This window comes from Agreia bicolorata (assembly GCF_000938265.1).
Classification (GTDB): Bacteria; Actinomycetota; Actinomycetes; order Actinomycetales; family Microbacteriaceae; genus Agreia; species Agreia bicolorata.
In genome coordinates this window covers 694,050-715,653 of the sequence record NZ_JYFC01000002.1, presented here as the reverse complement: position 1 = coordinate 715,653, position 21,604 = coordinate 694,050, and the positions used below count along the sequence as shown (strand labels likewise).

Here is a 21,604-nt window from a genome sequence, read left to right as displayed (position 1 = left end):
CATCGAGATGGACGTAAAGTGTGGTCAGGAGGGTGTTGAGGTCTGTTTTCACACACTGGGCTTAACACCCTCCGCCTGCGATTAACAGCATCCACGCCGCCCGAACCAATCGGACTCACTCATCTAGGCGAGCCTGACGGCTTCGGCCTGGGGTCCCTTCGCTCCGGTGCCCACCTCGAAGACGACCTGCTGGCCCTCTTCAAGCACCTTGTAGCCACCCATCTCGATCGCCGAGTAATGCACGAAGACGTCCTGTCCTCCCTCGTCGACGGTGATGAAACCGTAGCCCTTTTCAGCGTTGAACCACTTCACGGTTCCGTTCGCCATTGTTACTCCCAATTGCCGAATGTGTGTCGTCAGGACACCCGCTGAAACACGGGCGACCAAGGCCGATACTAATCAGCGCATCCGCTCGATTTCGGTCGTGGGCGGCAAAATCGGCCATCCGTTTCCGCATCTCAACACGACGGAAACATCGCCGAAATATGCGGCCGGAACGGGAGGCCCCGAACCGCCTACTGAACGGGCTCGTCTGTCGAACCGTCAGTGGACGGCTCTAGGAAGTCTGCGCCGAGCACCACCGTGAGCTGGGCTCCCTGGAATTGATCGGATTGCTCGACCCTGATCGCGGTGATCGACAGCGTGACCCCGTTGGCCGCAGCATCAGCAGTCGCCTTCGTGAACAGGGAGTTCGCCAAGCCGAGAGCAGCGGCCTCGTGCGCAGGATCGACGTAGTAGACCGTCGTCGTCTTGAAGTCCGTGGCACTCGCGTTGGCGGTCGATCCGATGCCCGCCCATCCGGCCTCGCGCATCGAGTCGCCGACGCTCGCTGCGAGCCCGACCGTCTCGGTGCCATTGAGCACGGTGACCGTGACGGCAGGATCGACGACCGGGGTGATCTCGGGAGTGGGCGTGGGCGTAGGAGTCGGTGTCGAGGCTGTCGAGCCTCCTATTAGGTCATCGAATTTGATGCTGTCGTTGATGACAGCAAGGGTGATCACTCCCCCGGCCACGATGACGCCCGTCGCAAGAGCGGCCCAGGCGAACGCGATCCATCCCCGACCCTTGCGGCGGGGCCCGCGGTGCGCTCCCGTGCGGTGGAGGTCGGCCGGGATGGTGTCGAAGCGATCTGATGGAGGCTTGGCCATGGTGTGGTCTCGGGTCCTAATCGTCGAGGGACGTGAGGCGCACTGATCGTGCGGCCGTCCTGGCATCCCGCACGCGATGCAGTCTCTTGATGAGCATGGGATCGTGGGCGAGGGCGGAGGGCGAATCGATGAGAGCCCCCAGCAGTTGATAGTAGCGGGCCGCAGACAGCCCGAACTCGTCGCGGATGGCCTGCTCCTTGGCACCGGCATGCTTCCACCAGGTGCGCTCGAACGCCAGGATCGCGATGTCGCGAGCGCTCAGACGCGGCGTCGCACCGTCGCCCGCATGCTGCTCATCGAGATTCTTCGCGGCTCCCACGCGGCCTCCACATTCTGCCAGGGAGGCGTCAGGCCCCCGATCGTGAACATCCTATGGGCCGCATCCTCCGGATCAGCCGAATGAGCCGGGCATGCCGCGATGCCTATCTGCCGGCCCGGAACATGGTGCGGTGAGGGATGCCCGCCTCGACGAATTCGTCGCCCACCGCGACAAAACCGAAGGTGGCGTAGAGACCCGTGATGTAGCTCTGGGAATGCAGCAGCATGGATGTGGCCCCATGGAGTTCGACGACCCGGGCGAGAAGCCGCTGAGCGAGGCCCTGACCTCGATAAGCGGCTCCCACCACTACGCGGCCTGGCAGGAGGTGCGCGTCCTCGTGCTCCGCGACTTCGTCGTGCAACACCCGGAGATAGGCAGCCACGTCGCCGTTCTCTCCAGGAATCCACAGGTGCTCGGTAGTCGACTCCCTGTCGCGGCGATCGAGTTCGCTCTCGTCGACCTTCTGCTCGACGTAGAACACATCGGTGCGCAGCTTGAGGATCTCGTAGAGCTCGGCCGTGGTCAGCTCGCTCCACCTCTTCTGCACGATCGCGGGTATGGGTTCGAGGGGCATGGCAGAGAAGTTTACTGTGATGATGGAAGGGCCTCACCGATCGCGAAGCCGTGATCAGACGGCAAAGAAGGAGTGTCTTTTCGATGGGTTACGACGTTCAGAAGAGCGATGATGACTGGCGCACCGAGTTGTCGGCCGACGAGTACGCCGTGCTGCGTCAGGCCGCGACGGAGCGACCCTGGACGGGTGAATTGCTCGACGAGGGTCGCGAGGGAATTTATCGGTGCAAGGGATGCAGCGCCGAACTGTTCCGCAGCACGACGAAGTTCGATTCCCACTGCGGTTGGCCGAGCTTCTACGACCCGTCGTCGACCGACGCCGTCGAACTGATCACCGACTCCACTCTCGGCATGGTGCGCACCGAGGTGCGCTGCGCCGCCTGCGGTTCTCACCTCGGGCACGTCTTCGACGACGCGCCGCAGACCCCCACGGGCGACCGATACTGCATGAACTCGATTTCGCTCGAGTTCGATCCTGCCGAATAGCGCCGTGACATCCGTCTTCGATGCCCTGCACGAGCGTCGCTCGAGCTCGAAGGTCACCGACGAGGCGCCGAGCCACGACGAGGTCCTCGAACTGGTCGAAGCTGCCGGTCAGGTTGCAGACCACTCCGGGCTGGCGCCGTGGCGCGTCATCGAGATCCGGGGAGATTCCCGCCGCATCGTCGGCGAGAGCCTCGCCACAGCATCCGGTCTACACGGGCACGACGCAGAGAAGAGTGTCCGCAAGTCATTCAGGGCACCACTGCTGCTTGCGGTCGTCGTGTCACCCCGACCCAGCGTGAAGGTACCGTACTGGGAGCAGGAGGCCGTGGCATCCGGGGTCGCCCATGCACTCACCCTGTTGCTACACGAGCGCGGCTACGGCGCGATGTGGCGCACGGGCATCCACACGCGCAGCGATGCCGTGCGAATCGCGCACCGGCTCGAGCCCGGCGAGCAGATGCTGGGCTGGATCTATGCGGGTCGGAATCCCGATCGGCCCAGAGAACGGCGGCGCTCTCGGATCGATGTCGCAAGGCACGTCTCCACGCTGTAGAAAATTCACGATCGAATCGATTCGAACCCCGGCTCTTCAAGGGATAGGATCGAGTTCTCGTGACTGAATTCGACGCCCCCACCCAGACCATCCGATCGGCGTCCGCCGCACACGATGGGCCCGCCGCTCCGGCCGATGCATCGCGCGTCGGGCATCTCAAGTACTCACCCCGCCGCCGGTGGTTCGCGTTGCTCGCCCTGGCCCTGGGCGGCTTCGGAATCGGGGTCACCGAGTTCGTCTCGATGGGGCTCCTGCCGAACATCGCACAAGACCTCCTCCCGACGCTGTACGCCTCGAACTCTGCGGACGCCAACGCAACCGCTGGCCACCTGATCTCGGCTTACGCCCTGGGCGTCGTCGTCGGGGCACCCACGATCGCGGCCGCCGCGGCCCGCTGGCCCCGCAAGCGTCTACTGACCGTGCTGGTCGCGTGCTTCGTCATAGGCAATCTCGCCACCGCGGTTCTGCCCTCGTTCGGCTGGGTCCTCGCCGCGCGCTTCGTGTCGGGCCTGCCCCATGGCGCATACTTCGGCATCGCCTCACTGGTCGCCGCCACGCTCATGGGCCCAGGCAAACGTGCCCGCGGAGTGGCATTCGTCCTTTCCGGCCTCACCATCGCGAACGTCATCGGTGTTCCGATCGGCACGTACCTCGGTCAGAACTTCGGCTGGCGCAGCGCATTCTGGCTCGTAACAGTGATCTTCGCGGCAACACTGGTGGCGATCGTCGCGACGGTGCCGTTCCAGGCAGGCAACCCCGAGAGCACGATCCGCAACGAGCTCAGAGCGTTTTCGCGCCCGCAGATCTGGCTCACACTGGCCATGGCGTCGATCGGCTTCGGCGGTATGTTCGCCGTCTACAGCTACATCGCCCCGGTCGTGACCGATGTCACGGGGCTCGGAGCCGGAGTCGTGCCTCTCGTGCTCGTGACCTTCGGAGTGGGCATGACCATCGGCAACTTCATCGGAGGCTGGGCCGCCGACAAGTCCGTGGCCCGCGCTCTGCTCATCTTCATGCCGGGTATCGGCTTCGCATGCCTGGCCTTCGGACTCACGGCCGCAAGCGCGCCCGGGTTGTTCATCTCGATTTTCTTCATCGGCGCTTTCGTGTCGGCCGCATCGCCCACGATTCAGGCAAGGCTCATGGATGTCGCGCACGACTCCCAGTCGATCGCTGCGGCCCTCAATCACTCGGCCTTGAACCTGGGCAACTCTCTCGGAGCGTTTCTGGGCGGCGTCGTCATCGCAGCGGGCTTCGGATACATCGCGCCCGCCTGGGTGGGTATCGGTCTCTCTATCGCAGGCGTGAGCATCCTGCTTGTCTCGCTCAGCCTCGATCGCCGTAAGGCGCTCCGCAGCTGATCTCTCGCGGACTCCCGCTAGAACGCCTCCTCTTGATCGGGTGGTTCGCCCGCAGTCGTATCGACGCCACCTCATCACCCTCCTCACGGCCGATCGCGCGTTGATCGAATAGCTACGGAACGCAGCCGGGGCGTGGAGATCAATCCATCTCGGATAACTCTTGACAAATCTTGCGCAAGAGTTGCAGACTTCTTGCACGCTCTTTCCACAGGTGTAAAGGAGATCCGATGGCTTCCGCCTCGCTGACCGATGTGGCCCGCGCCGCCGGGGTCTCCCTCGCCACAGCCTCCCGCGCCTTCAGTGCACCCGACCGCCTGGCGCAAGCGACTTTGGCCCGCGTGCTCGCCGCGGCGGCCGATCTGGGCTATGAGGCTGAAGCCGCCACCGCCTCCCGAACCATCGGAGTCGTCGTTCCCGACATATCGAACGCCGTCTTCGCCGCCCTCATCAAGTCGATCCAGAACCATGCATGGCACGGACGCCACCGAATGGTGCTCGTCGACACGAACGAGGATTCGTCCCGCGAGAGGGCGCAACTCGCCTCTCTGGCGAAGACGGTCGACGGCATCATCCTCTGCTCTCCCCGCCTTCCGGCCAATGACATCCCCGCCCTGGTCGCGTCGGTGCCGATCGTCGCCATCAACGGCGAGGTCGCCGGGGCGCCGAGCGTCCTCATGGAGGCGGCCGAAGGCATCCGGCAAGCAGTCGAGAACCTGTACGCCCTCGGTCACCGCCATGTGGCGTACGTTCCGGGACCCGCCGAATCGTGGGCCAACGGGAGGCGCGCTGCCGCCGTCGCGGAGTTCTGCGATATGTGGGACATCGAGCTCTCGGTGGTAGGAAACCAGGCCGCCACCGTGCACGGTGGCCTGGCGGCTGCCGCCTCCGTCGTGGCCACGGGCGCGACCGCGGTCATCGCCTACAACGATCTCGTCGCCCTCGGCATGCAATCGGGGGCACGCGCTCTGGGGTACCACTGTCCCGAGAGCCTGAGCATCGTGGGGATCGACGACCTCGATATGGCGGCGGCTGCCGAGCCCGGGCTCACATCCGTGCGAGTGGCGATCGAACGCAGCGGAGCCCTCGCCCTCGAGCTGCTCCTGGAACAGGTGAGCGGTCGACCCAGGGCGACCGCTGCGGTGCATCTCGACTCGCAACTCATCGTGCGTGGATCCACAGACCGAGCCCGAGCCACCGAGCTCCAACGCACCTGACGCGGCACCCGCCGCTCCCAACCGTCGCGAAAGCGACCTGACACCGAGGCCCAATCAATGAAGATCGTCATCGCAGACCCGAGCCTGCTGCCACATCGAGCACTGCTCGAGGGTGGACTGCCCGAGGGGTCGACCACGTCGTGGTACGACAGCGCCAATGAGCACGCACTGATGGCCGACCTCGCCGATGCAGACGTTCTCGTCAGCGCCCGGCTGACGAAAGCGATGGGATCGGTGGCGAGTCGGCTACGGCTGGTGCACGCGCCCGGCGCCGGATACGACGGTATCGACCTCGATGCGCTGCCCGAGGGCGCCGTGGTGGCCAACACGTTCAACCACGAGGAATCGATCGCCGAGTACGTGGCCGCGAGCCTCGTGATCCTGCGGCGCCGGTTGTTGTGCCAGGACCGATCGCTCAGGCAGGGCCGATGGGCATCGGCCGCCTACGATCGGAGCATCCCGCAGCCCTCGACGCTGCGCGGCTCCGTCGTGACCTTCCTCGGCTTCGGACACATCGGCACGGCCACCTGGCAGCTACTGCGGGCATTCGGATGCGAGGGCATCGCGATCACTCGGAGCGGTTCCGCTGACACCAGCGAGCACGGACTCCGCTGGTCGGGAACGGTCGACGAGCTCGAACGAGCCCTCGAGCAGTCCGATGTGCTCGTCGTGAGCATCCCCCTCGGGCCCGAGACGACGGGCCTCATCGCAGACGGAGAGCTCGATGCTCTCGGCGCCGACGGCCTGCTCGTGAACGTGGCACGCGGGCCCGTCGTCGAAGAGACGGCCCTGTACGACGCCTTGTCCGAGGGCCGGATCGCCGGTGCCGCTATCGATGTCTGGTACCGCTACCCCGGCAGCGACGGGGAAGGCTCGCCCTCGGCCCTGCCGTTCGACGATCTCGACAACGTGCTCCTCACCCCGCACTCCTCCGGCGTCACCGCCGACACCTTCCGGGGACGAGCCCTGGATATCGCCGAGAACATCAGCCGACTGGCGAACTCCGAACCCCTCAAGAACGTGGTGGCATCCCGATGACGGGCACAAGCCAGACAATCTGATCCGTTCGCCCCGCCATCCATCCGATTCACCCCATCAGCACCATCCATTCAAAGGAGTCTGGACATGTCTCAATCACCCCCGGTCGCGGCGTACGAACTCACGCCCTCAGGCAAACCGAAGCCCGATCGACGAGCGGTCAAGAAGGCGGCGTGGGCGGGTCTCATCGGCACAACTCTCGAGCAGTATGACTTCGTCATCTATGGCACGGCGTCGGCGCTCGTCTTCAGCCAGCTGTTCTTTCCCAACGTCTCTCCCGCAGCCGGCCTGATCGGCAGCTTCGCCGCCTACGCGATCGGGTTCCTTGCGCGGCCGCTCGGCGGACTGTTCTTCTCCAAATACGGCGATCGTCTCGGACGCAAGTGGGTGCTCGTGGCGACCCTGTCGCTTATGGGCGGGGCGACTTTCCTCATCGGTCTTCTTCCCACTTTCGAGCAGGTGGGAGTCTTCGCGCCGCTGCTTCTCGTCCTCCTGCGTTTCTTCCAGGGCTTCGGGGCCGGAGCGGAGCAATCGGGCGGGGCGACGCTGCTCACAGAGACGGCGCCCACAGGTCAGCGCGGGCGGTTCTCGTCACTGGTGATGGTCGGGGCGGCCCTCGGAACGGCTCTCGGCGCCGTCGTCTGGATCCTGGTGCAGATGCTCCCCGAAGAGCAGGTTCTCTCCTGGGGTTGGCGCGTGGTGTTCATGTCGAGCATCGTGGTCAGCGTCGCCGCACTCATCATTCGGCGTCGCCTGAACGAGTCGCCGGTCTTCGAAGAGGTCAAGGCATCGCAAGAGCGTCCCGTTGCACCAGTCAAGGAGGTGTTCCAGTCGGGCAAGCTCGGCGTCGGGCGCATCATCCTCATGAACTTCGGGGTGAGCACGCAGTCCTACACGATCCAGGTCTACATGGCCTCCTACCTGATCACGATCGTGGGCACCGACCCGAAATTCGTGCCCCAGGTGCTGCTCATCGGCTCGATCTGCGGGGCGTTCGCGGCCTTCTTCTTCGGCACGCTGTCTGACCGCATAGGTCGTCGACGGCTCTACACGCTCATCACGGGCGCTCTGGTTCTCTTCCCGGCCCCCGCCTTTCTGCTGCTCACCACGGGGTCGCCCGTCGCGATCATCCTCGTGATCTGCATCGGCTTCATCCTGGCGTGCCAGGGCGTCGTGGGTGTGCAGATGAGCTACTTCCCCGAACTCTTCGGCAGTCGTTACCGTTACGCCGGCGTCACACTCGGACGCGAGTTCTCGTCGATCATCGGTGGTGGCGTGGCACCGCTGATCGCAACGGCGCTCGTGACCGCCTTCAGCGGCTCGTGGATTCCCGTCGCGGTCTACATGTCTGTGACCATGATCGTCAGTCTCATCACCGTGCGCCTGTCGCCGGAGACGCTGAACCGGGATCTGACGCTCGAAGCCAATGCGGCACGGGGCGACAGCCTTCCCACCCTCGAAGAGGCGGCCGTGCTCGGCGCGACCCAGGGCATCCCCACCATCAAGACGGGCGCGAACCAGCTCTGACGACGCGAACCGTATTCGCTTCGAGCGCCTGAAACACAAATCCCCTGCATCGATCGATGCAGGGGATTTCGTGTGTGGGGCCGGCGACGGGACTTGAACCCCACAACGCGCCAGCGTTGTGCGTCACCTAACCAACCATCTCGGTTGGTTAGGTCGGTGTGTGGGGCCGGCGACGGGACTTGAACCCGTAACCCCCGCTTTACAAGAGCGGTGCGCTACCAATTGCGCCACGCCGGCAGATGGAACACCTCATTCTAGCCATGTGCGGCGGCCGATCGAGGCGTTCCTGGTGACGCGCTACTGCGCGACCGTGGGCTCAGGCGTCGGGGCGGGCGTGGCCGTGGAGTACGCCTCGCTGGCGACCTGCAGCACGAACGCGGAGAACGCGTCAGCGTCGGTCAAGGAGCCCGAATACTGCTGTCCGTTCACCAGAACGGTGGGCGTACCTTCGACCTTCTCGACCTCGGTGTTCGGCAGCGGCCCCTTGAGAGCACGGGCGGTCGATGCGCTCACCCAGTCTTTGAACTCGGTGTCGTCGATGCACTTCTCGATCTGCGAGACATTGTCGGCCTTCGCATCGCCGACATAGCCCTTGAGTGCTGTGTTGTCGAGGCCCTCGGTGTTCTCAGCGGGCTGGTTCTTGAAGAGGAGCGCGCTGAAGGCGTAGAAGCTGTCGGGCGAGTAGTTGGCGACGCAGGCTGCGGCGTTGGCCGAGCGCGTCGAGTACTTCGTGCCGAGCGATCCGCGGTCGAGGATGGCCAGAGGGTGGGTGGTGAGCGTCGCCGCGCCCGAGTCGATCCACTGGCCGATCTGCTCGGAGTTGGTGGACTCGAACTGACCGCAGAACGGGCAGAGGTAGTCGACGTAGACCTGAATGTCGACGACACCGGTGGAGTAGTCGGGGGTAGGCACGACTGGGTCAGCGTCGGCGGGCTGCGCTGGGCTCGTCGTGGCGACGTAGCCCTTGCTGATGGTGACGCCGTCGCTGGCCATGTTCATCGGTCCTGGCCCGGCGGGCTTGATGGCACTGACGATGATCAGCGTGACGGCAACGCCGATCGCGATGACGACGACTCCGAGGCCCCCGAAGAGAAAGACGCGGTTGCGGAGATCTTTCTTTCGCTGCTGCTCGCGGAGCATCTTCGCCTTTTCGCGTGCGGCTTCGCGTCGTTCATTCTTAGAGAGACGACCATCTCCGGCTGAGCCATAAGACATACGTGTAGAACTCCGGGTGAGAGAAGAGAAATCGATCGGGCCGAGAGCGGCCGGAAACTCCAGCGTAGAGGGCCTAACTGGGAAATATCCAAACAGCAGACCAGGGGTGCCTCATTCAGGGGCCTCGAACCGTGACATAATGAGCGATGGACCGACGCTGTCGACGGTTCAGTTCAATCCATCACAACGGATCGTCCGGCACGTACCTGCCGGTGAAGGAGATCAACACCCATGGCATCTGTCACTTTTGACAAAGCTACCCGCATCTACCCCGGTGCAACCCGCGCCTCGGTCGACAAGATCGACCTCGAGGTCGCTGACGGCGAGTTCCTCGTTCTGGTCGGCCCCTCCGGCTGCGGAAAGTCCACCACGCTGCGTATGCTCGCCGGCCTCGAAGAGGTCAACGAGGGGCGCATCCTCATCGGCGACCGTGACGTCACCGACGTGCCCCCGAAAGACCGTGACATCGCCATGGTCTTCCAGAACTACGCGCTCTACCCGCACATGACAGTCGCCGAGAACATGGGCTTCGCACTCAAGATCGCCGGCGTCGGCAAAGAAGACCGTGCCACTCGCGTTCTCGAGGCAGCCAAGCTCCTCGACCTCGAGCCCTACCTCAGCCGCAAGCCCAAGGCTCTCTCGGGTGGGCAGCGTCAGCGCGTCGCCATGGGCCGCGCCATCGTGCGCCAGCCGCAGGTGTTCCTCATGGACGAGCCGCTGTCGAACCTCGACGCCAAGCTCCGCGTTCAGACGCGCACCCAGATCGCGTCGCTCCAGCGCCGCCTGGGCGTCACCACGGTCTACGTCACCCACGACCAGACCGAGGCGCTCACCATGGGCGACCGCATCGCGGTTCTGAAAGACGGCCTCCTGCAGCAGGTCGGCACCCCCCGCGACCTGTACGAGAAGCCGAACAACGTCTTCGTCGCCGGCTTCATCGGAAGCCCGGCGATGAACCTGTTCCACGCCGACATCGTCGACGGCGGAATCGCGTTCGGTTCCTCCGTTGTTCCCGTCGACCGCGAGACGCTGTCACAGGCCACCGCGAAGAGCGTCACCGTGGGCGTTCGCCCCGAAGACATCATCGTCTCCACCACCCAGGGCCAGGGCCTCGCGGTCGAGGTCGACCTGGTCGAAGAGCTCGGAGCTGACGGTTACCTCTACGGTCATTCCGAGATCGAGGGCAAGCGCACCGACATCGTGACGCGCGTCGATGGCCGCTCGCACCCGTCGCTCGGCGACACCGTGTACCTCACGGCCACACCGAACCACGTGCACGTCTTCGACACCGAGTCGGGCGAGCGCCTCGGCAACAAGGCCGTCGTCTCGAGCTAGTCTCCGGCAGACACCTTCTGACGAACACCACAGTCGAGCTCGTCGCTTGATGCACCCGCCCCACGGCACGGTGCGCAGGCGACGGGCTCGACCTGTTTGTCCTCGCAACATTCACATCGAGCGCTTCAGCCAGCGTTCGTTCTCGCACATCAGCAAGGAGCAGCAATGAGGGGTTCCCTCAACATCACGTCGGCCATCACCGACCCCGCCCTGCTCGACCTGCCGTGGGATGTCCCCCTCGGCGAGTGGGACGATCAGTACATCGCCGCCCTGCCGAAGGGCCTCTCCCGACACCTCGTTCGTTTCGCTCATCTCAGCGGTCACGTGATCGCGATCAAGGAGACGACCGACGACATGGCCGGGGGCGAGTACAAGATGCTGCGGCTGCTGCAGAGCCTTGAGATTCCCTGCGTCGATCCCCTCGCGGTCATCACCGATCGCACGAACGCCGACGGCGATCCCCTGCCCAGCGTCCTCGTCACCCGCCACCTCAAGTTCTCTCTGCCCTACCGTGCGCTGTTCTCACAGCAGCTGCGACCAGACACGGCCACACGCCTCGTCGACGCGCTCGCCCTGCTGCTCGTCCGCCTGCACGTGATCGGGTTCTTCTGGGGAGACGTCTCACTCTCGAACACCCTCTTCCGCCGCGACGCCGGCGCCTTCGCCGCCTACCTCGTCGACGCCGAGACAGGCAAGCTCTTCTCGGGCGGGCTGTCGAATGGTCAGCGCGAGAACGACCTCGAGATCGCCCGTGTCAACATCGCCGGCGAGCTCATGGACCTCGAGGCCGGCGGGCGCGTCGACGACGAACTCGACCCGATCAAGGTGAGCAACGGCATCCTCGCCGCCTATCGCACGCTGTGGTCTGAGCTCACGGGCAAGGAGTCGTTCTCGTCGAGCGAGCGCTGGCGCATCAATCAGCGGGTCGACCGACTCAACGAGCTCGGTTTCGACATCGAGGAACTCGACATCAAGACCGACGACGAGGGCACGACCGTGCGCATTCAGCCGAAGGTCGTGGATGCGGGCCACCACCAGCGCAGGCTGCTGCGTCTTACCGGTGTCGACGCTCAAGAGAATCAGGCCCGTCGCCTGCTGAACGACCTCGACGACTTCAGCGCGCGCTACAGCAAAGACGACTACGACGAGGAGATGATGGCGCACGACTGGGTCGCCAAGGTCTTCGAGCCAGTCGTGCGCAGTGTGCCTCGCGACCTCAAGCGCAAACTCGAGCCGGCCGAGCTGTTCCACCAGCTGCTCGAGCACCGCTGGTTCATGAGCGAGCAGCAGGGGCGCGACATCCCTCTGGCCGAGGCCCTCAACGCCTACATCAACGACGTGCTGCGCCATCGGCGCGACGAGGCCACGGTCATCGAACCGCCGACGGGAACGATCACTCTGCCCATCGATGTGCAGACGGGTTCAGTTGCCGTCGAGGCCGAAGACGACGAGGACTGGCGCCTGAAGGTGTGAGGCATGTCCTTCGACAGGCTCAGGGAACGAGCCTGTCGAAGGGGGCAGCTACTTCTTCGCTGCGCGCAGCCGGGAGATCTCGTAGAGCGTGACGCTCGCCGCGATTCCGGCGTTCAACGACTCCGTGGCCGCGGTGATGGGAATCGACACGACGGCGTCGCAGGTCTCCGTAACGAGACGCGACAAGCCTTTGCCCTCGCTGCCCACGACGATGACGACAGGGCCGTCTGCGAACGAGAGGCCGGGCAGCGACACATCGCCTCCGCCGTCGAGGCCGATCACGAAGACACCCTTCTGCTTGAACGCCTTGAGCGTGGCCGTGAGGTTCGAGGCCATGGCCACAGGAGTGCGCGCGGCGGCTCCGGCCGAGGTCTTCCAGGCGGATGCCGTGACGCCGACGGAACGACGCTGCGGCACGATGACGCCCTGCCCGCCGAATGCGGACGTGGAGCGGATGATCGCACCCAGGTTGCGCGGATCGGTGATGCCGTCGAGCGCCACGAAGAGCGGGGTGTCGCCCCGAGAGATAACCTCGTCGAGCAGGTCGACGGGATGCGCGTACTCGTAGGCGGGCACCTTGAGCGCGAGCCCCTGGTGAACCGAATCGAAGCTCGTGAGCCGGTCGAGTTCGGGGCGCATGACCTCGAGGATCGGGATGCCCCGGTTGGTCGCGAGCGCGAGCGCCTCTTTGACCCGCTCGTCCATCTCGATGCGGGTCGCGAGGTAGAGAGCAGTCGCCGGAATCTTGGCGCGGAGGGCCTCGACGACCGAGTTGCGGCCGGTCACGACCTCGAATTCTTCGTTCTTCGCACTGCGACGCGGCGCCGGCTTGCGGTTCGGGTCTTGCGATGCCCCTCGGCTGCTGCTTCCGCGGCCGCCCTTGCCGCCGGCCGCGATGAAGCGCTCCTTGGCGGCCTTCGCCTTTCCGGCGGGGTGATACGGGCGATCCTCCGCTTTGGGCGTGGGCTTCTTGCCTTCCAGCGCCTGGCGCCCCTGGCCGCCCGAACCCACGGCCTTTCCACGGCTCGCCTTGCGTACTGCGCCGGCCCTTGTGGGCTTGTTCGCTCCTGATTTAGCCATCGAGACTCCAATGCGATCCCGTAGGACCGTCTTCAATAGTGATGCCGGCTGCGTTCAATTCATCACGAACCCGGTCGGCCGTGACGAAGTCGCGTCCTTCCCGAGCAGCCTGGCGGTCTTCGAGCAGTCGTTCGACGAGCGCGGCGAGAGCGACATCGGTCGCTCCGCTCGAACTCGTCGACCACTCGCTGGATAGGGGGTTGATGCCGAGCACGCTCGTCATCGCGATGACGGCGCCCAATGCGTGCGCCGCCTCGACGAGGTCTTCATTGTCGAGGGCCGCGTTGCCCGCGCGAACGGTGTCGTGCACGACCCCGAGCGCCTGGGGCACACCGAGGTCGTCGTCCATGGCCGCGATGAACTCGTCAGGCATGATCTGCACTGCTTCGGAGGCGAAGCGCGTGTCCTCGAGTCGACGCTCGGCGCGGTCGAGGAATCCCTCGATGCGACCGAGCGCAGCCTCCGCCTCGGCCAGGGCGCCATCGTGAAACTCGAGAGTCGACCGATAGTGGGCGGCGCCGAGGTAATAGCGCAGCACGAGGGGGCGCGCCGAGGCGATGAGCTCCGCAGCGAAGATCGAGTTACCGAGAGATTTTGACATCTTCTGTCCGGATACCGAGACGAGCCCGTTGTGCAACCAGTAGTTCGCGAACGGGTCGCCGGCCGCCGTGGACTGCGCGAGTTCGTTCTCGTGGTGGGGAAACCGCAGATCGATTCCGCCGCCATGGATGTCGAACTGAGCGCCGAGATACTTGGTCGACATGGCGGAGCACTCGATGTGCCAGCCGGGGCGGCCCGCACCCCACGGGCTCTGCCACGATGCCGACTCCGGTTCTTCGGGCTTGCGTCCCTTCCACAGCGCAAAGTCGCGCACATCGCGTTTGCCGCGGGGATCGGAATCGGCAGCCGGCGCCATGTCGTCGAGGCTCTGGTGGGTGAGTTCGCCGTACTGCGGCCAGGCACGCGCATCGAAGTACACATCGCCCGATTCATCGGCGGCAGGGTAGGCGTAGCCCCTCTCGATGAGTCGCTCGATGATGGCGTGCATCTCGGGGATGCTCGCGGTTGCACGCGGCTCGTATGTGGGCGGCAGAACACCGATGGCGTTGTATGCGGCGGTGAACTCGAGTTCGACGCGGTAGGCCAGGGCCCACCACTGCTCGTCGCTGCCGGCCGCGTTCACCAGAACCTTGTCGTCGATGTCGGTGACGTTGCGCACGAACGTGACGTGATGACCCGAGTGCGACAGCCATCGGCGCAGCTGGTCATAGACCAGCGCCGAGCGCAGGTGTCCGATGTGCGGCGATGACTGCACCGTGGGTCCGCAGACGTAGATTCCCACGTGGTCAGGAACGAGGGGAACGAAGTCGGACAGAGTCCGACTTCTCGAGTCATACAGTCGAAGCGCCACCCAGTTAGTTTAGGCGGCGCAGGGCGCGTGTTACGTGCCTGCACCCGCAGCAGGGCGAGTCGCCGACACGATGAGTGCGGTCGCGATGGCGACGATGCCCTCTCCCCTGCCCGTGAACCCCAGCGAATCGGTCGTCGTCGCCGATACCGACACCGGGCAGCCCACCAGGGCCGAGAGATGTTGCTCTGCCTCTGTCTTGCGTGGCGCGAATCGTGGGCGGTTGCCGACCAGCTGCACGGAGACGTTCGAGGGCGCGAATCCTGCGACGGCCAGGAGCCGCACTGTCTCGAGCACGAAGACGTCGGCGTGCGCGCCTTCGAGTCGGGGGTCGTCGACGCCGAAGATGCCTCCGATGTCCCCAAGGCCGGCAGCAGAGAGCAGCGCGTCGCACAGGGCGTGGGCCACGGCATCGCCGTCGCTGTGACCCGCGAGCCCTGCCTCGCCAGGCCAGAAGAGGCCGGCCAGCCACAGAGGCTGGGCGCCATCGAGGGCGTGCGCGTCGATGCCCACGCCGGTTCGAACAGACGGTGCGGATGCCGATGGCCGGCTCGACGACGATGCGTCGGCCAGCAGCTGCTCGGCTCGGCGCAGATCCCACGGTGTCGTGATCTTGAACGCGAACGGATCTCCGTCGACGATGGCAACCGATCCTCCAGCGTGCTGGATCAACGCTGCGTCATCGGTGAACTCGCGGTCTGCCGCCGCATAGGCCGCCACGAGCTCGGCGCGGGGAAAGGCCTGCGGAGTCTGCACGGCGGAAAGCTGGGATCGGTCGACGGTCTCGAGCACCGTCGCGGATGAGTCGACCCGCTTGATCGTGTCGCTCACGGCCAGCCCGGGGATCACCCCACGGCCAGCGGAGTCGACTTCCGCGATGACCCTCTCGAAGAGAGATGCGGGGGCAAGAGCACGAGCCGCGTCATGCACGAGCACGACCTCGATCGAGGGAAGGAGCGCAGCAAGACCCGACGCGACCGACGCCTGGCGCGAGTCGCCTCCGACAACCACGCTGCAGGCATCCGATGCCATGCCCGCACTGTGGGCGACGATGTCGTGTGCCTGCTCGAGATGACTCAGCGGCGCAACGACCACAATCTGTGCCGGGTCGGCAAGGGCGAAGATCGGGTCGAGAGATCTCGACAGGATGCTGCGCCCATCGAGTTCGACAAAGGCCTTGGGCAGGGGCTTACCCAAGCGAGTTCCGCTGCCGGCGGCCACGACGATGATCGCGACGCGAGGCGCCGGTGTAGGAACGATCACGACCTAGGAGGCCAGAACCTCGTCGAGAACCAGGGATGCCTTCTCTTCGTCTGTCTTCTCGGCGAGCGCCAACTCGGAAATGAGAATCTGACGAGCCTTGGCGAGCATGCGCTTCTCTCCAGCGGACAGCCCACGATCTTGGTCTCGGCGCCACAGGTCGCGCACGACCTCGCTGACCTTGATGACATCGCCCGATGCCAGCTTCTCGAGGTTGGCCTTGTATCGACGTGACCAGTTGGTGGGCTCTTCGGTGAATGGAGCACGCAGCACGTCGAACACGCGGTCGACGCCTTCTCTGCCGATGACGTCGCGCACGCCCACCAGCTCGACGTTCTCGGCAGGAACCTCGATAGTGAGATCACCCTGGGCGACCCGGAGCTTGAGATAGATCTTCTCTTCACCCTTGATGATGCGGGTCTTGACCTCGGAAATCGTAGCCGCCCCATGGTGCGGGTAGACGACTGTCTCGCCGACTTCGAAAATCATCGATGGAATCCCTTCAACGACCTCCAGACTACCACGACACACCGTTTCGAACCGGCGGCGAGCGACCCTCCCACGCTCGTCTGCCACACCCGGTGACCGATTGCACGGCCCGTGATTCGGTAGGCTAGAGGAGTCCGCGTCCGGCCTCTCGAAGAGGCCGCGCCGAACCACTTCTGGAGGAACTTGTGAGAGCACGACTCGGGGCCGCACTGGCCATGGCCGCCCTTCTCGGGCTCGGCACGGCCGGCTGCGCATTCATCACCCCGCAGGCGACCACGAAAGAGGTCGAGACGGCGAACGGTGTCAACGGAAAAGTAGGAACCGTCGACATTCGCAATGCCACGCTCATCAGCGACGATGGCGAAGATGCCAGTCTGCTCGTCACCTTCAGCAACAGCGCCAAGGAGAGCCGCGCTCTGACTCTGCAGTACGAGGTAGCCGGCGCGAAGACAGAACTGACCGTTCCTGTTGCCGGCAACGGCAATACGAGCTTCGGAGCAGACGGCGAAACGCAGGTCGTGCTGCGCGGCATCGATGCGGCAGCCGGATCGCTCTTCCCGGTCTACTTCCAGTACGGCGATGCCGAGGGAAAACAGCTCCTGCTGCCCATCCTGACCACCGACTTCGCCGAGTACACGGGCCTCGCCCCCACTCCCCTGCCCACGGTAACGCCGACGCCCACGCCCGTTCCCTCGACGACGCTGCCGACCGCCGACCCCGCAGTAACCCCGACGCCCGAGGCGACACCCGCTCCGTAGCGGCCGTCGCCCTCCCCGGGCATTCGGTCACGCCTCGAATCGGTAGCCGAGTCCTCTCACGGTGACCAGCAGAGTGGGTTCCGACGGAACATCCTCGATCTTCGAGCGAATGCGCTTGATGTGCACGTCGAGGGTCTTGGTGTCACCGAAATAGTCCGAACCCCAGACGCGGTCGATGAGCTGACCGCGGGTGAGCACACGACCGGCGTTGCGCAGAAGCAGCTCCAAGAGTTCGAATTCCTTGAGGGGCATGGCGGTGTCGACACCGTTGACTCGCACGGTGTGCCGCTCGATGTCCATCTGCACGGGTCCGCTCTCGAGCACGGGCTCGGCCAGATCGCTCGGCTCGGTCTGTCGACGCATGACCGCTCGGATGCGCGCCAGCAGCTCCCGCGTCGAGTACGGCTTCGTGACGTAGTCGTCGGCGCCCAGTTCGAGTCCGACCACGATATCGATCTCGGAATCCTTGGCCGTGAGCATGATGATCGGCACGGAGCTGCGGGTGCGGATCTCCCGACACACCTCGGTTCCAGGGATGCCGGGGATCATCAGGTCGAGCAGAACGAGTTCGACGCCGCCGCGGTCGAATTCGGCGATCGCGGCGGGTCCGTCGGCCGCCACGGTCACCGTGTAGCCCTCGCGGCGCAGAAGGTAGGCGAGGGGCTCGCTCAGCGCGTCTTCGTCTTCGACGAGAAGAATGTGGGTCATCGTGAATCTCCTTGTGGTGCGATGGCGACGGTCGACGCCTCGGGAAGCCTGATCGTGAACGTGGAACCTCGGCCGAGCTGAGACCACACTCTGACATCGCCGCCGTGGTTTTCGACCACGTGCTTGACGATACTGAGTCCGAGCCCCGTTCCACCGGTGTTTCGGGAACGCGCCTGGTCTACGCGGAAGAACCGCTCGAAGACGCGGTCGAGATCCTCGCTCGCAATGCCGAGGCCCTGATCGGTGACGGCTATCTCGACGACACCGTCCTCGACGCGCACGCCGATACCGACGCGCGAATTGTCGAGCGAATACTGGATGGCGTTGCCCACGAGGTTGTGCAGCGCCATGATGAGCAGCGACTCGTCACCGAAGACCTGAACGTGCTTGGCGCCGCCCTTGACCAGTGTCGTTCCGCGCAACTCCGCCTGCACGTGGTTCTGATCCATCGCCGCGGCGATGAGGTGATCGACGTCGAGCAGCTCTGCGGAACGCAGGGAGTCCGCAGCCTGCAGTCGCGAGAGCTCGATGATCTCCTGGGTGATTCGCGTGAGCCGCGCCGCCTCGGTGTGCAGCCGCTTGGCGAAGCGGCGCACCTGCTCAGGATCGTCGGCAGCGGGATCGAGCGCCTCCGAGAGCAGGGCGATGGCTCCGATCGGCGTCTTGAGTTCGTGACTGATGTTCGCGATGAAGTCGCGACGCACCTCGTCGAGGCGGAACGTCTCGGAGTGGTCTTCGGCAAGAAGCAGGATGTACCTCGAGCCGAGCCTGGCGACGCGCACAAGAAAATGCATGCTCGCGTCACCGAACGGCCCGCGCGCGAGTTGAACGGGCTGCACCACGGGTTCGCCGGTGGAGCGCACTCTGTTGACCAGTTCGATGAGCTCGGAATGCACGAGCACCTGCTGCGAGACGAGTCCCGTCGCGAGAGCACCCGGAGACGCTTTGACGACGTTGTTAGACGGGTCGAGAACCACGCCCGCAGATTCCAACGCGTCGATGACCTGACCGACGCCATCCGGCACGGCAGGATTGACAACATCGACCGCAGAATTTCCCCGGCGTTCAGCTACGTGAAAGAGCGCCATGAATCCGCCCCCAACGACCAGGCCGAATGCCACGGAAAGCAGCACCAGCCAGCCTGAATCCATGTCCCCACACTAACGACTCGTCCCATGGGACAATTCACGAGGAAAGAGTATCAGGGGCCATTTTCCCGATTGTTCAGGTCTTCGGCACCATCCGTTAACCTGTTCTCGCCAGAATAATCCGGGCGTCAGTCGACGCCTCTCCCCTCGATGCTGCACAAAACTCGTTCAACCGAGTGTCGAGACGAATCCGTGAAAGGACCTTACGCATGCGCGAAGTATTCCAGCAGGAGCTGCGGGAGGTACAGGACCGCCTGGTCGAGATCTCGTCTCTCGTCACCACAGCGATCACCAACGCCACGACGGCGTTCAACGAGTCGAACGTCTCTCTCGCCGAGTCCGTGATCGCCGAAGACCACAAGATCGATGCGCTGGCGGTGAGCCTCGACGAGCTGGCCATCAACATCCTGGCCCTTCAGCAGCCGGTCGCCCGCGACCTGCGCATCGTCGTGAGCGCGCTGCGCATCTCTGCGTCGCTGGAGCGCATGGGCGACCTCGCCGAGCACATCGCTCAGCTGGCTCGCTACCGCTACCCCGACAAGGTCGTGAAGAAGAGCCTGCGTGGAACCTTCACCGAGATGGGCCGCCTCGACGTGGCCATGGCCAAGAACCTCACTGTTCTTCTCACGAACGAAGACCTCGCGCTCGTCGAGGTCATCCGCGAAGACGACGACTCGCTCGACGAGCTGCACGTCAGCGTGTTCGACGCAGTGCTCGGAGAGACGTGGAAGGGCGGCGCGGTCGACACCGTCGACGTGACGCTCGCGAGCCGCTACCACGAGCGGTTCGGCGACCACGCCGTCGCCATCGCCAAGAAGGTGCAGTACCTCGCCACCGGCGACTGGGCCGGTGCCGCCGAGTAGCATCCCGCACGCCTCTAAAAGGACCGACCGCCCCACGGCAGTCGGTCCTTTTCTTCGTTGAGGCCCGCATACTGACAGGGTTCGACGGGTTGCTACCCGCGAGCACACTCCCCCATGCTGGGGGTATGACCTATCCCCAGAACGCCATTCCCCAGCCGCAGGCAGCAGGCACAGCCCTCTCGAACCGACGGCTGCTTTCCCTCGTGACCACGTCGCTGGGCGGATACCTGCTGCTCTCCAGCCTGACCGGTCAGGTCACCCAGGTACTCTCGGGCGCCGAATACATGCGCAACCTCGGATTCGCGTTCGGCCTCCTGCTGACACTGAACCTTCTCTTCGCTCTTGCTGTGGCGCTGCTCGGCCTGTTCTTCGCCACGGCGTCACTGGCAAGACGCGGAATCGCGGCCGGAATCGTGACGTTGGCCGTGATCCTCATCGCGATATTCCAGGCAGTGCGATTCTCGATGGGGTTCGGGGCCGCGACGACATTCATCGCATTCACCTTCGCCGACCCCTATGTGATGCTGCCCATGGCTTTCGGCGCCGCGTGGTTCGTCGTGCGATACCGTCCAGCCCTGGCTTTCGTCGCACTCGCTCTCGTAGTCATCGTCGCGCTCGCGCATTGGGCGCTTCTCACCTTCGGCGCTGACACGGCGACAAGCTCCCTCGTGATGCTGCTGCTCGGCGCAACGGTGACCGCGGCCATCGGCTGGGGCGGCGCGATCGCTTCGCGACTCTTCGGCGGCAACCGCGCACCTGTCTCGGCCGAGAGCAGCCCCACTGCTCAGCAGTACGCGCAGCCGCAACAGGCTCCGGCGATCTACTCACAGCAGAATGACCGGCCCGCGGAACGCGGACCGGTCATCTGAGCAACTCTGGGCGAGGTTACTTCTTGCCCTGATTCGCGACAGCCGCGGCGCCGGCAGCAGCAGCCTCGGGGTCGAGGTAGGCGGCGGGCTCGATCGGAACGAAGTTCTCGTCGAGCTTGTAGACCAGCGGAATACCGGTGGGCACGTTCAGCTCGGCGATGTCATCGTCGGAGATGCCGTCGAGGTGCTTGATCAGCGCGCGCAGCGAGTTGCCGTGAGCGGTGACCAGAACGACCTTGCCCGCCTTGAGGTCGTCAGTGATGTCGGAGTGCCAGTACGGCAGCATGCGCTCGATGACATCTTTGAGGCACTCGGTGCGCGGAACCTCGCCGTCGATGTTCGCGTAGCGGGGGTCGCCCACCTGCGAGTACTCGGCGTCGTCTTCGATGGGCGGCGGCGGCACGTCGAATGACCGGCGCCACGTCTGGAACTTCTCGGGGCCGTACTCCTCGAGCGTCTGCGCCTTGTCTTTGCCCTGCAGAGCACCGTAGTGGCGCTCGTTGAGGCGCCAGCTGCGCTTGACGTCGATCCACTGCCGGTCGGCCTCGGCGAGTGCGAGGTTGGCGGTCTCGATGGCGCGGGACAGCAGCGATGTGTACAGAATGTCGGGCAGGACGCCCGATGAGGCGAGCAGTTCGCCGGCGCGCTTAGCTTCGGCAACTCCCTGCTCGCTGAGGTGCACATCGACCCAGCCTGTGAAGAGGTTCTTCTGGTTCCAGTCGCTGTTGCCGTGGCGCAGCAGTATCAAGGTATAAGGCGTAGACATGCTCACAAGTCTA

Annotated in this window: 23 protein-coding genes and 1 tRNA gene; 11 read left to right on the top strand and 13 right to left on the bottom strand. The window is 64.8% G+C overall.

Annotation, left to right across the window (positions count from 1 at the left end):
• Positions 1 to 123: 123 nt before the first annotated feature.
• The 4 genes from TZ00_RS06910 to TZ00_RS06895 all read right to left on the bottom strand — a co-directional run bounded on the left by TZ00_RS06910 (position 124) and on the right by TZ00_RS06895 (position 2,041).
• A complete protein-coding gene (locus tag TZ00_RS06910; RefSeq protein WP_044440195.1) occupies positions 124 to 327 on the bottom strand; it encodes a cold-shock protein in 204 nt (67 codons plus the stop codon).
• A gap of 188 nt (positions 328 to 515) precedes the next feature.
• Entirely contained in the window at positions 516 to 1,148 is a 633-nt protein-coding gene (locus tag TZ00_RS06905; RefSeq protein WP_044440194.1) for a LytR C-terminal domain-containing protein, read from the bottom strand.
• A gap of 16 nt (positions 1,149 to 1,164) precedes the next feature.
• Positions 1,165 to 1,467: a DUF3263 domain-containing protein gene (locus tag TZ00_RS06900; protein WP_044440192.1), complete on the bottom strand. Its 303-nt coding sequence runs from the start codon at positions 1,465 to 1,467 to the stop codon at positions 1,165 to 1,167.
• 103 nt (positions 1,468 to 1,570) lie between these two features.
• On the bottom strand, positions 1,571 to 2,041 hold the full coding sequence (locus tag TZ00_RS06895; RefSeq protein ID WP_044440190.1) for a GNAT family N-acetyltransferase: 471 nt from the start codon (positions 2,039 to 2,041) through the stop codon (positions 1,571 to 1,573).
• Positions 2,042 to 2,124: 83 nt separating this feature from the next.
• On the opposite strand from TZ00_RS06895, the gene msrB reads away from it, so the two are divergent.
• The 6 genes from msrB to TZ00_RS06865 all read left to right on the top strand — a co-directional run bounded on the left by msrB (position 2,125) and on the right by TZ00_RS06865 (position 8,219).
• The gene (msrB, locus tag TZ00_RS06890) at positions 2,125 to 2,526 is read left to right on the top strand and encodes a peptide-methionine (R)-S-oxide reductase MsrB (RefSeq protein ID WP_044440189.1); all 402 of its coding nucleotides are present in this window, start codon (positions 2,125 to 2,127) and stop codon (positions 2,524 to 2,526) included.
• A 4-nt stretch (positions 2,527 to 2,530) separates the two neighbouring features.
• A complete protein-coding gene (locus tag TZ00_RS06885) occupies positions 2,531 to 3,079 on the top strand; it encodes a nitroreductase family protein (protein ID WP_084605946.1) in 549 nt (182 codons plus the stop codon).
• Positions 3,080 to 3,267: 188 nt separating this feature from the next.
• Entirely contained in the window at positions 3,268 to 4,440 is a 1,173-nt protein-coding gene (locus tag TZ00_RS06880; protein ID WP_044440473.1) for an MFS transporter, read from the top strand.
• A 227-nt stretch (positions 4,441 to 4,667) separates the two neighbouring features.
• Positions 4,668 to 5,654, top strand: coding sequence for a LacI family DNA-binding transcriptional regulator (locus TZ00_RS06875; RefSeq protein ID WP_044440185.1), 987 nt, complete (start codon positions 4,668 to 4,670; stop codon positions 5,652 to 5,654).
• A 57-nt stretch (positions 5,655 to 5,711) separates the two neighbouring features.
• Complete coding sequence (locus TZ00_RS06870; RefSeq protein WP_044440184.1) at positions 5,712 to 6,692, top strand: 2-hydroxyacid dehydrogenase; 981 nt, start codon at positions 5,712 to 5,714, stop codon at positions 6,690 to 6,692.
• Between the two features lie 87 nt (positions 6,693 to 6,779).
• Positions 6,780 to 8,219: an MFS transporter gene (locus TZ00_RS06865; protein ID WP_044440182.1), complete on the top strand. Its 1,440-nt coding sequence runs from the start codon at positions 6,780 to 6,782 to the stop codon at positions 8,217 to 8,219.
• Positions 8,220 to 8,380: 161 nt separating this feature from the next.
• Here the strand turns inward: TZ00_RS06865 and TZ00_RS06860 are convergent.
• Positions 8,381 to 8,456, bottom strand: a tRNA-Thr gene (locus TZ00_RS06860).
• Positions 8,457 to 8,516: 60 nt separating this feature from the next.
• Positions 8,517 to 9,434 (bottom strand): DsbA family protein, encoded by a 918-nt coding sequence (locus tag TZ00_RS06855; RefSeq protein ID WP_044440181.1) that lies wholly within the window; start codon positions 9,432 to 9,434, stop codon positions 8,517 to 8,519.
• A 231-nt stretch (positions 9,435 to 9,665) separates the two neighbouring features.
• On the opposite strand from TZ00_RS06855, the gene TZ00_RS06850 reads away from it, so the two are divergent.
• Together TZ00_RS06850 and TZ00_RS06845 are read left to right on the top strand one after the other, a co-directional pair.
• A complete protein-coding gene (locus tag TZ00_RS06850) occupies positions 9,666 to 10,769 on the top strand; it encodes an ABC transporter ATP-binding protein (protein WP_044440180.1) in 1,104 nt (367 codons plus the stop codon).
• A gap of 165 nt (positions 10,770 to 10,934) precedes the next feature.
• Positions 10,935 to 12,242, top strand: a complete 1,308-nt coding sequence (locus tag TZ00_RS06845) for a DUF4032 domain-containing protein (RefSeq protein ID WP_044440179.1) — start codon at positions 10,935 to 10,937, stop codon at positions 12,240 to 12,242.
• Positions 12,243 to 12,290: 48 nt separating this feature from the next.
• Here TZ00_RS06845 and rlmB read toward each other — a convergent pair whose 3' ends face one another.
• The 4 genes from rlmB to TZ00_RS06825 are packed head-to-tail and all read right to left on the bottom strand — an operon-like array spanning position 12,291 to position 16,479.
• Complete coding sequence (gene rlmB, locus TZ00_RS06840) at positions 12,291 to 13,322, bottom strand: 23S rRNA (guanosine(2251)-2'-O)-methyltransferase RlmB (protein ID WP_044440178.1); 1,032 nt, start codon at positions 13,320 to 13,322, stop codon at positions 12,291 to 12,293.
• Positions 13,315 to 14,733: a cysteine--tRNA ligase gene (gene cysS, locus TZ00_RS06835; RefSeq protein ID WP_044440176.1), complete on the bottom strand. Its 1,419-nt coding sequence runs from the start codon at positions 14,731 to 14,733 to the stop codon at positions 13,315 to 13,317. Before cysS ends, rlmB begins: the two co-directional genes overlap by 8 nt.
• A gap of 30 nt (positions 14,734 to 14,763) precedes the next feature.
• Positions 14,764 to 15,993 carry a 2-C-methyl-D-erythritol 4-phosphate cytidylyltransferase gene (gene ispD, locus TZ00_RS06830; protein WP_420796227.1) on the bottom strand — a complete coding sequence of 410 codons (1,230 nt, stop codon included), beginning with the start codon at positions 15,991 to 15,993 and terminating at the stop codon, positions 14,764 to 14,766.
• A 3-nt stretch (positions 15,994 to 15,996) separates the two neighbouring features.
• Positions 15,997 to 16,479 (bottom strand): CarD family transcriptional regulator, encoded by a 483-nt coding sequence (locus TZ00_RS06825; protein ID WP_044440174.1) that lies wholly within the window; start codon positions 16,477 to 16,479, stop codon positions 15,997 to 15,999.
• Between the two features lie 185 nt (positions 16,480 to 16,664).
• On the opposite strand from TZ00_RS06825, the gene TZ00_RS19935 reads away from it, so the two are divergent.
• Complete coding sequence (locus tag TZ00_RS19935) at positions 16,665 to 17,237, top strand: hypothetical protein (protein WP_161793739.1); 573 nt, start codon at positions 16,665 to 16,667, stop codon at positions 17,235 to 17,237.
• Between the two features lie 27 nt (positions 17,238 to 17,264).
• Here TZ00_RS19935 and TZ00_RS06815 read toward each other — a convergent pair whose 3' ends face one another.
• The gene (locus TZ00_RS06815) at positions 17,265 to 17,945 is read right to left on the bottom strand and encodes a response regulator transcription factor (protein ID WP_044440171.1); all 681 of its coding nucleotides are present in this window, start codon (positions 17,943 to 17,945) and stop codon (positions 17,265 to 17,267) included.
• Positions 17,942 to 19,096, bottom strand: a complete 1,155-nt coding sequence (locus TZ00_RS06810) for a sensor histidine kinase (RefSeq protein ID WP_044440170.1) — start codon at positions 19,094 to 19,096, stop codon at positions 17,942 to 17,944. Before TZ00_RS06810 ends, TZ00_RS06815 begins: the two co-directional genes overlap by 4 nt.
• A gap of 206 nt (positions 19,097 to 19,302) precedes the next feature.
• Here TZ00_RS06810 and phoU point away from each other — a divergent pair, with 206 nt between their 5' ends.
• Both phoU and TZ00_RS06800 read left to right on the top strand, forming a co-directional pair.
• Positions 19,303 to 19,956 (top strand): phosphate signaling complex protein PhoU, encoded by a 654-nt coding sequence (phoU, locus tag TZ00_RS06805; protein WP_044440168.1) that lies wholly within the window; start codon positions 19,303 to 19,305, stop codon positions 19,954 to 19,956.
• 125 nt (positions 19,957 to 20,081) lie between these two features.
• Positions 20,082 to 20,825, top strand: coding sequence for a hypothetical protein (locus TZ00_RS06800; RefSeq protein ID WP_044440166.1), 744 nt, complete (start codon positions 20,082 to 20,084; stop codon positions 20,823 to 20,825).
• A 16-nt stretch (positions 20,826 to 20,841) separates the two neighbouring features.
• Here TZ00_RS06800 and TZ00_RS06795 read toward each other — a convergent pair whose 3' ends face one another.
• Positions 20,842 to 21,591, bottom strand: a complete 750-nt coding sequence (locus TZ00_RS06795; RefSeq protein WP_044440164.1) for a phosphoglyceromutase — start codon at positions 21,589 to 21,591, stop codon at positions 20,842 to 20,844.
• Positions 21,592 to 21,604 lie beyond the last annotated feature (13 nt).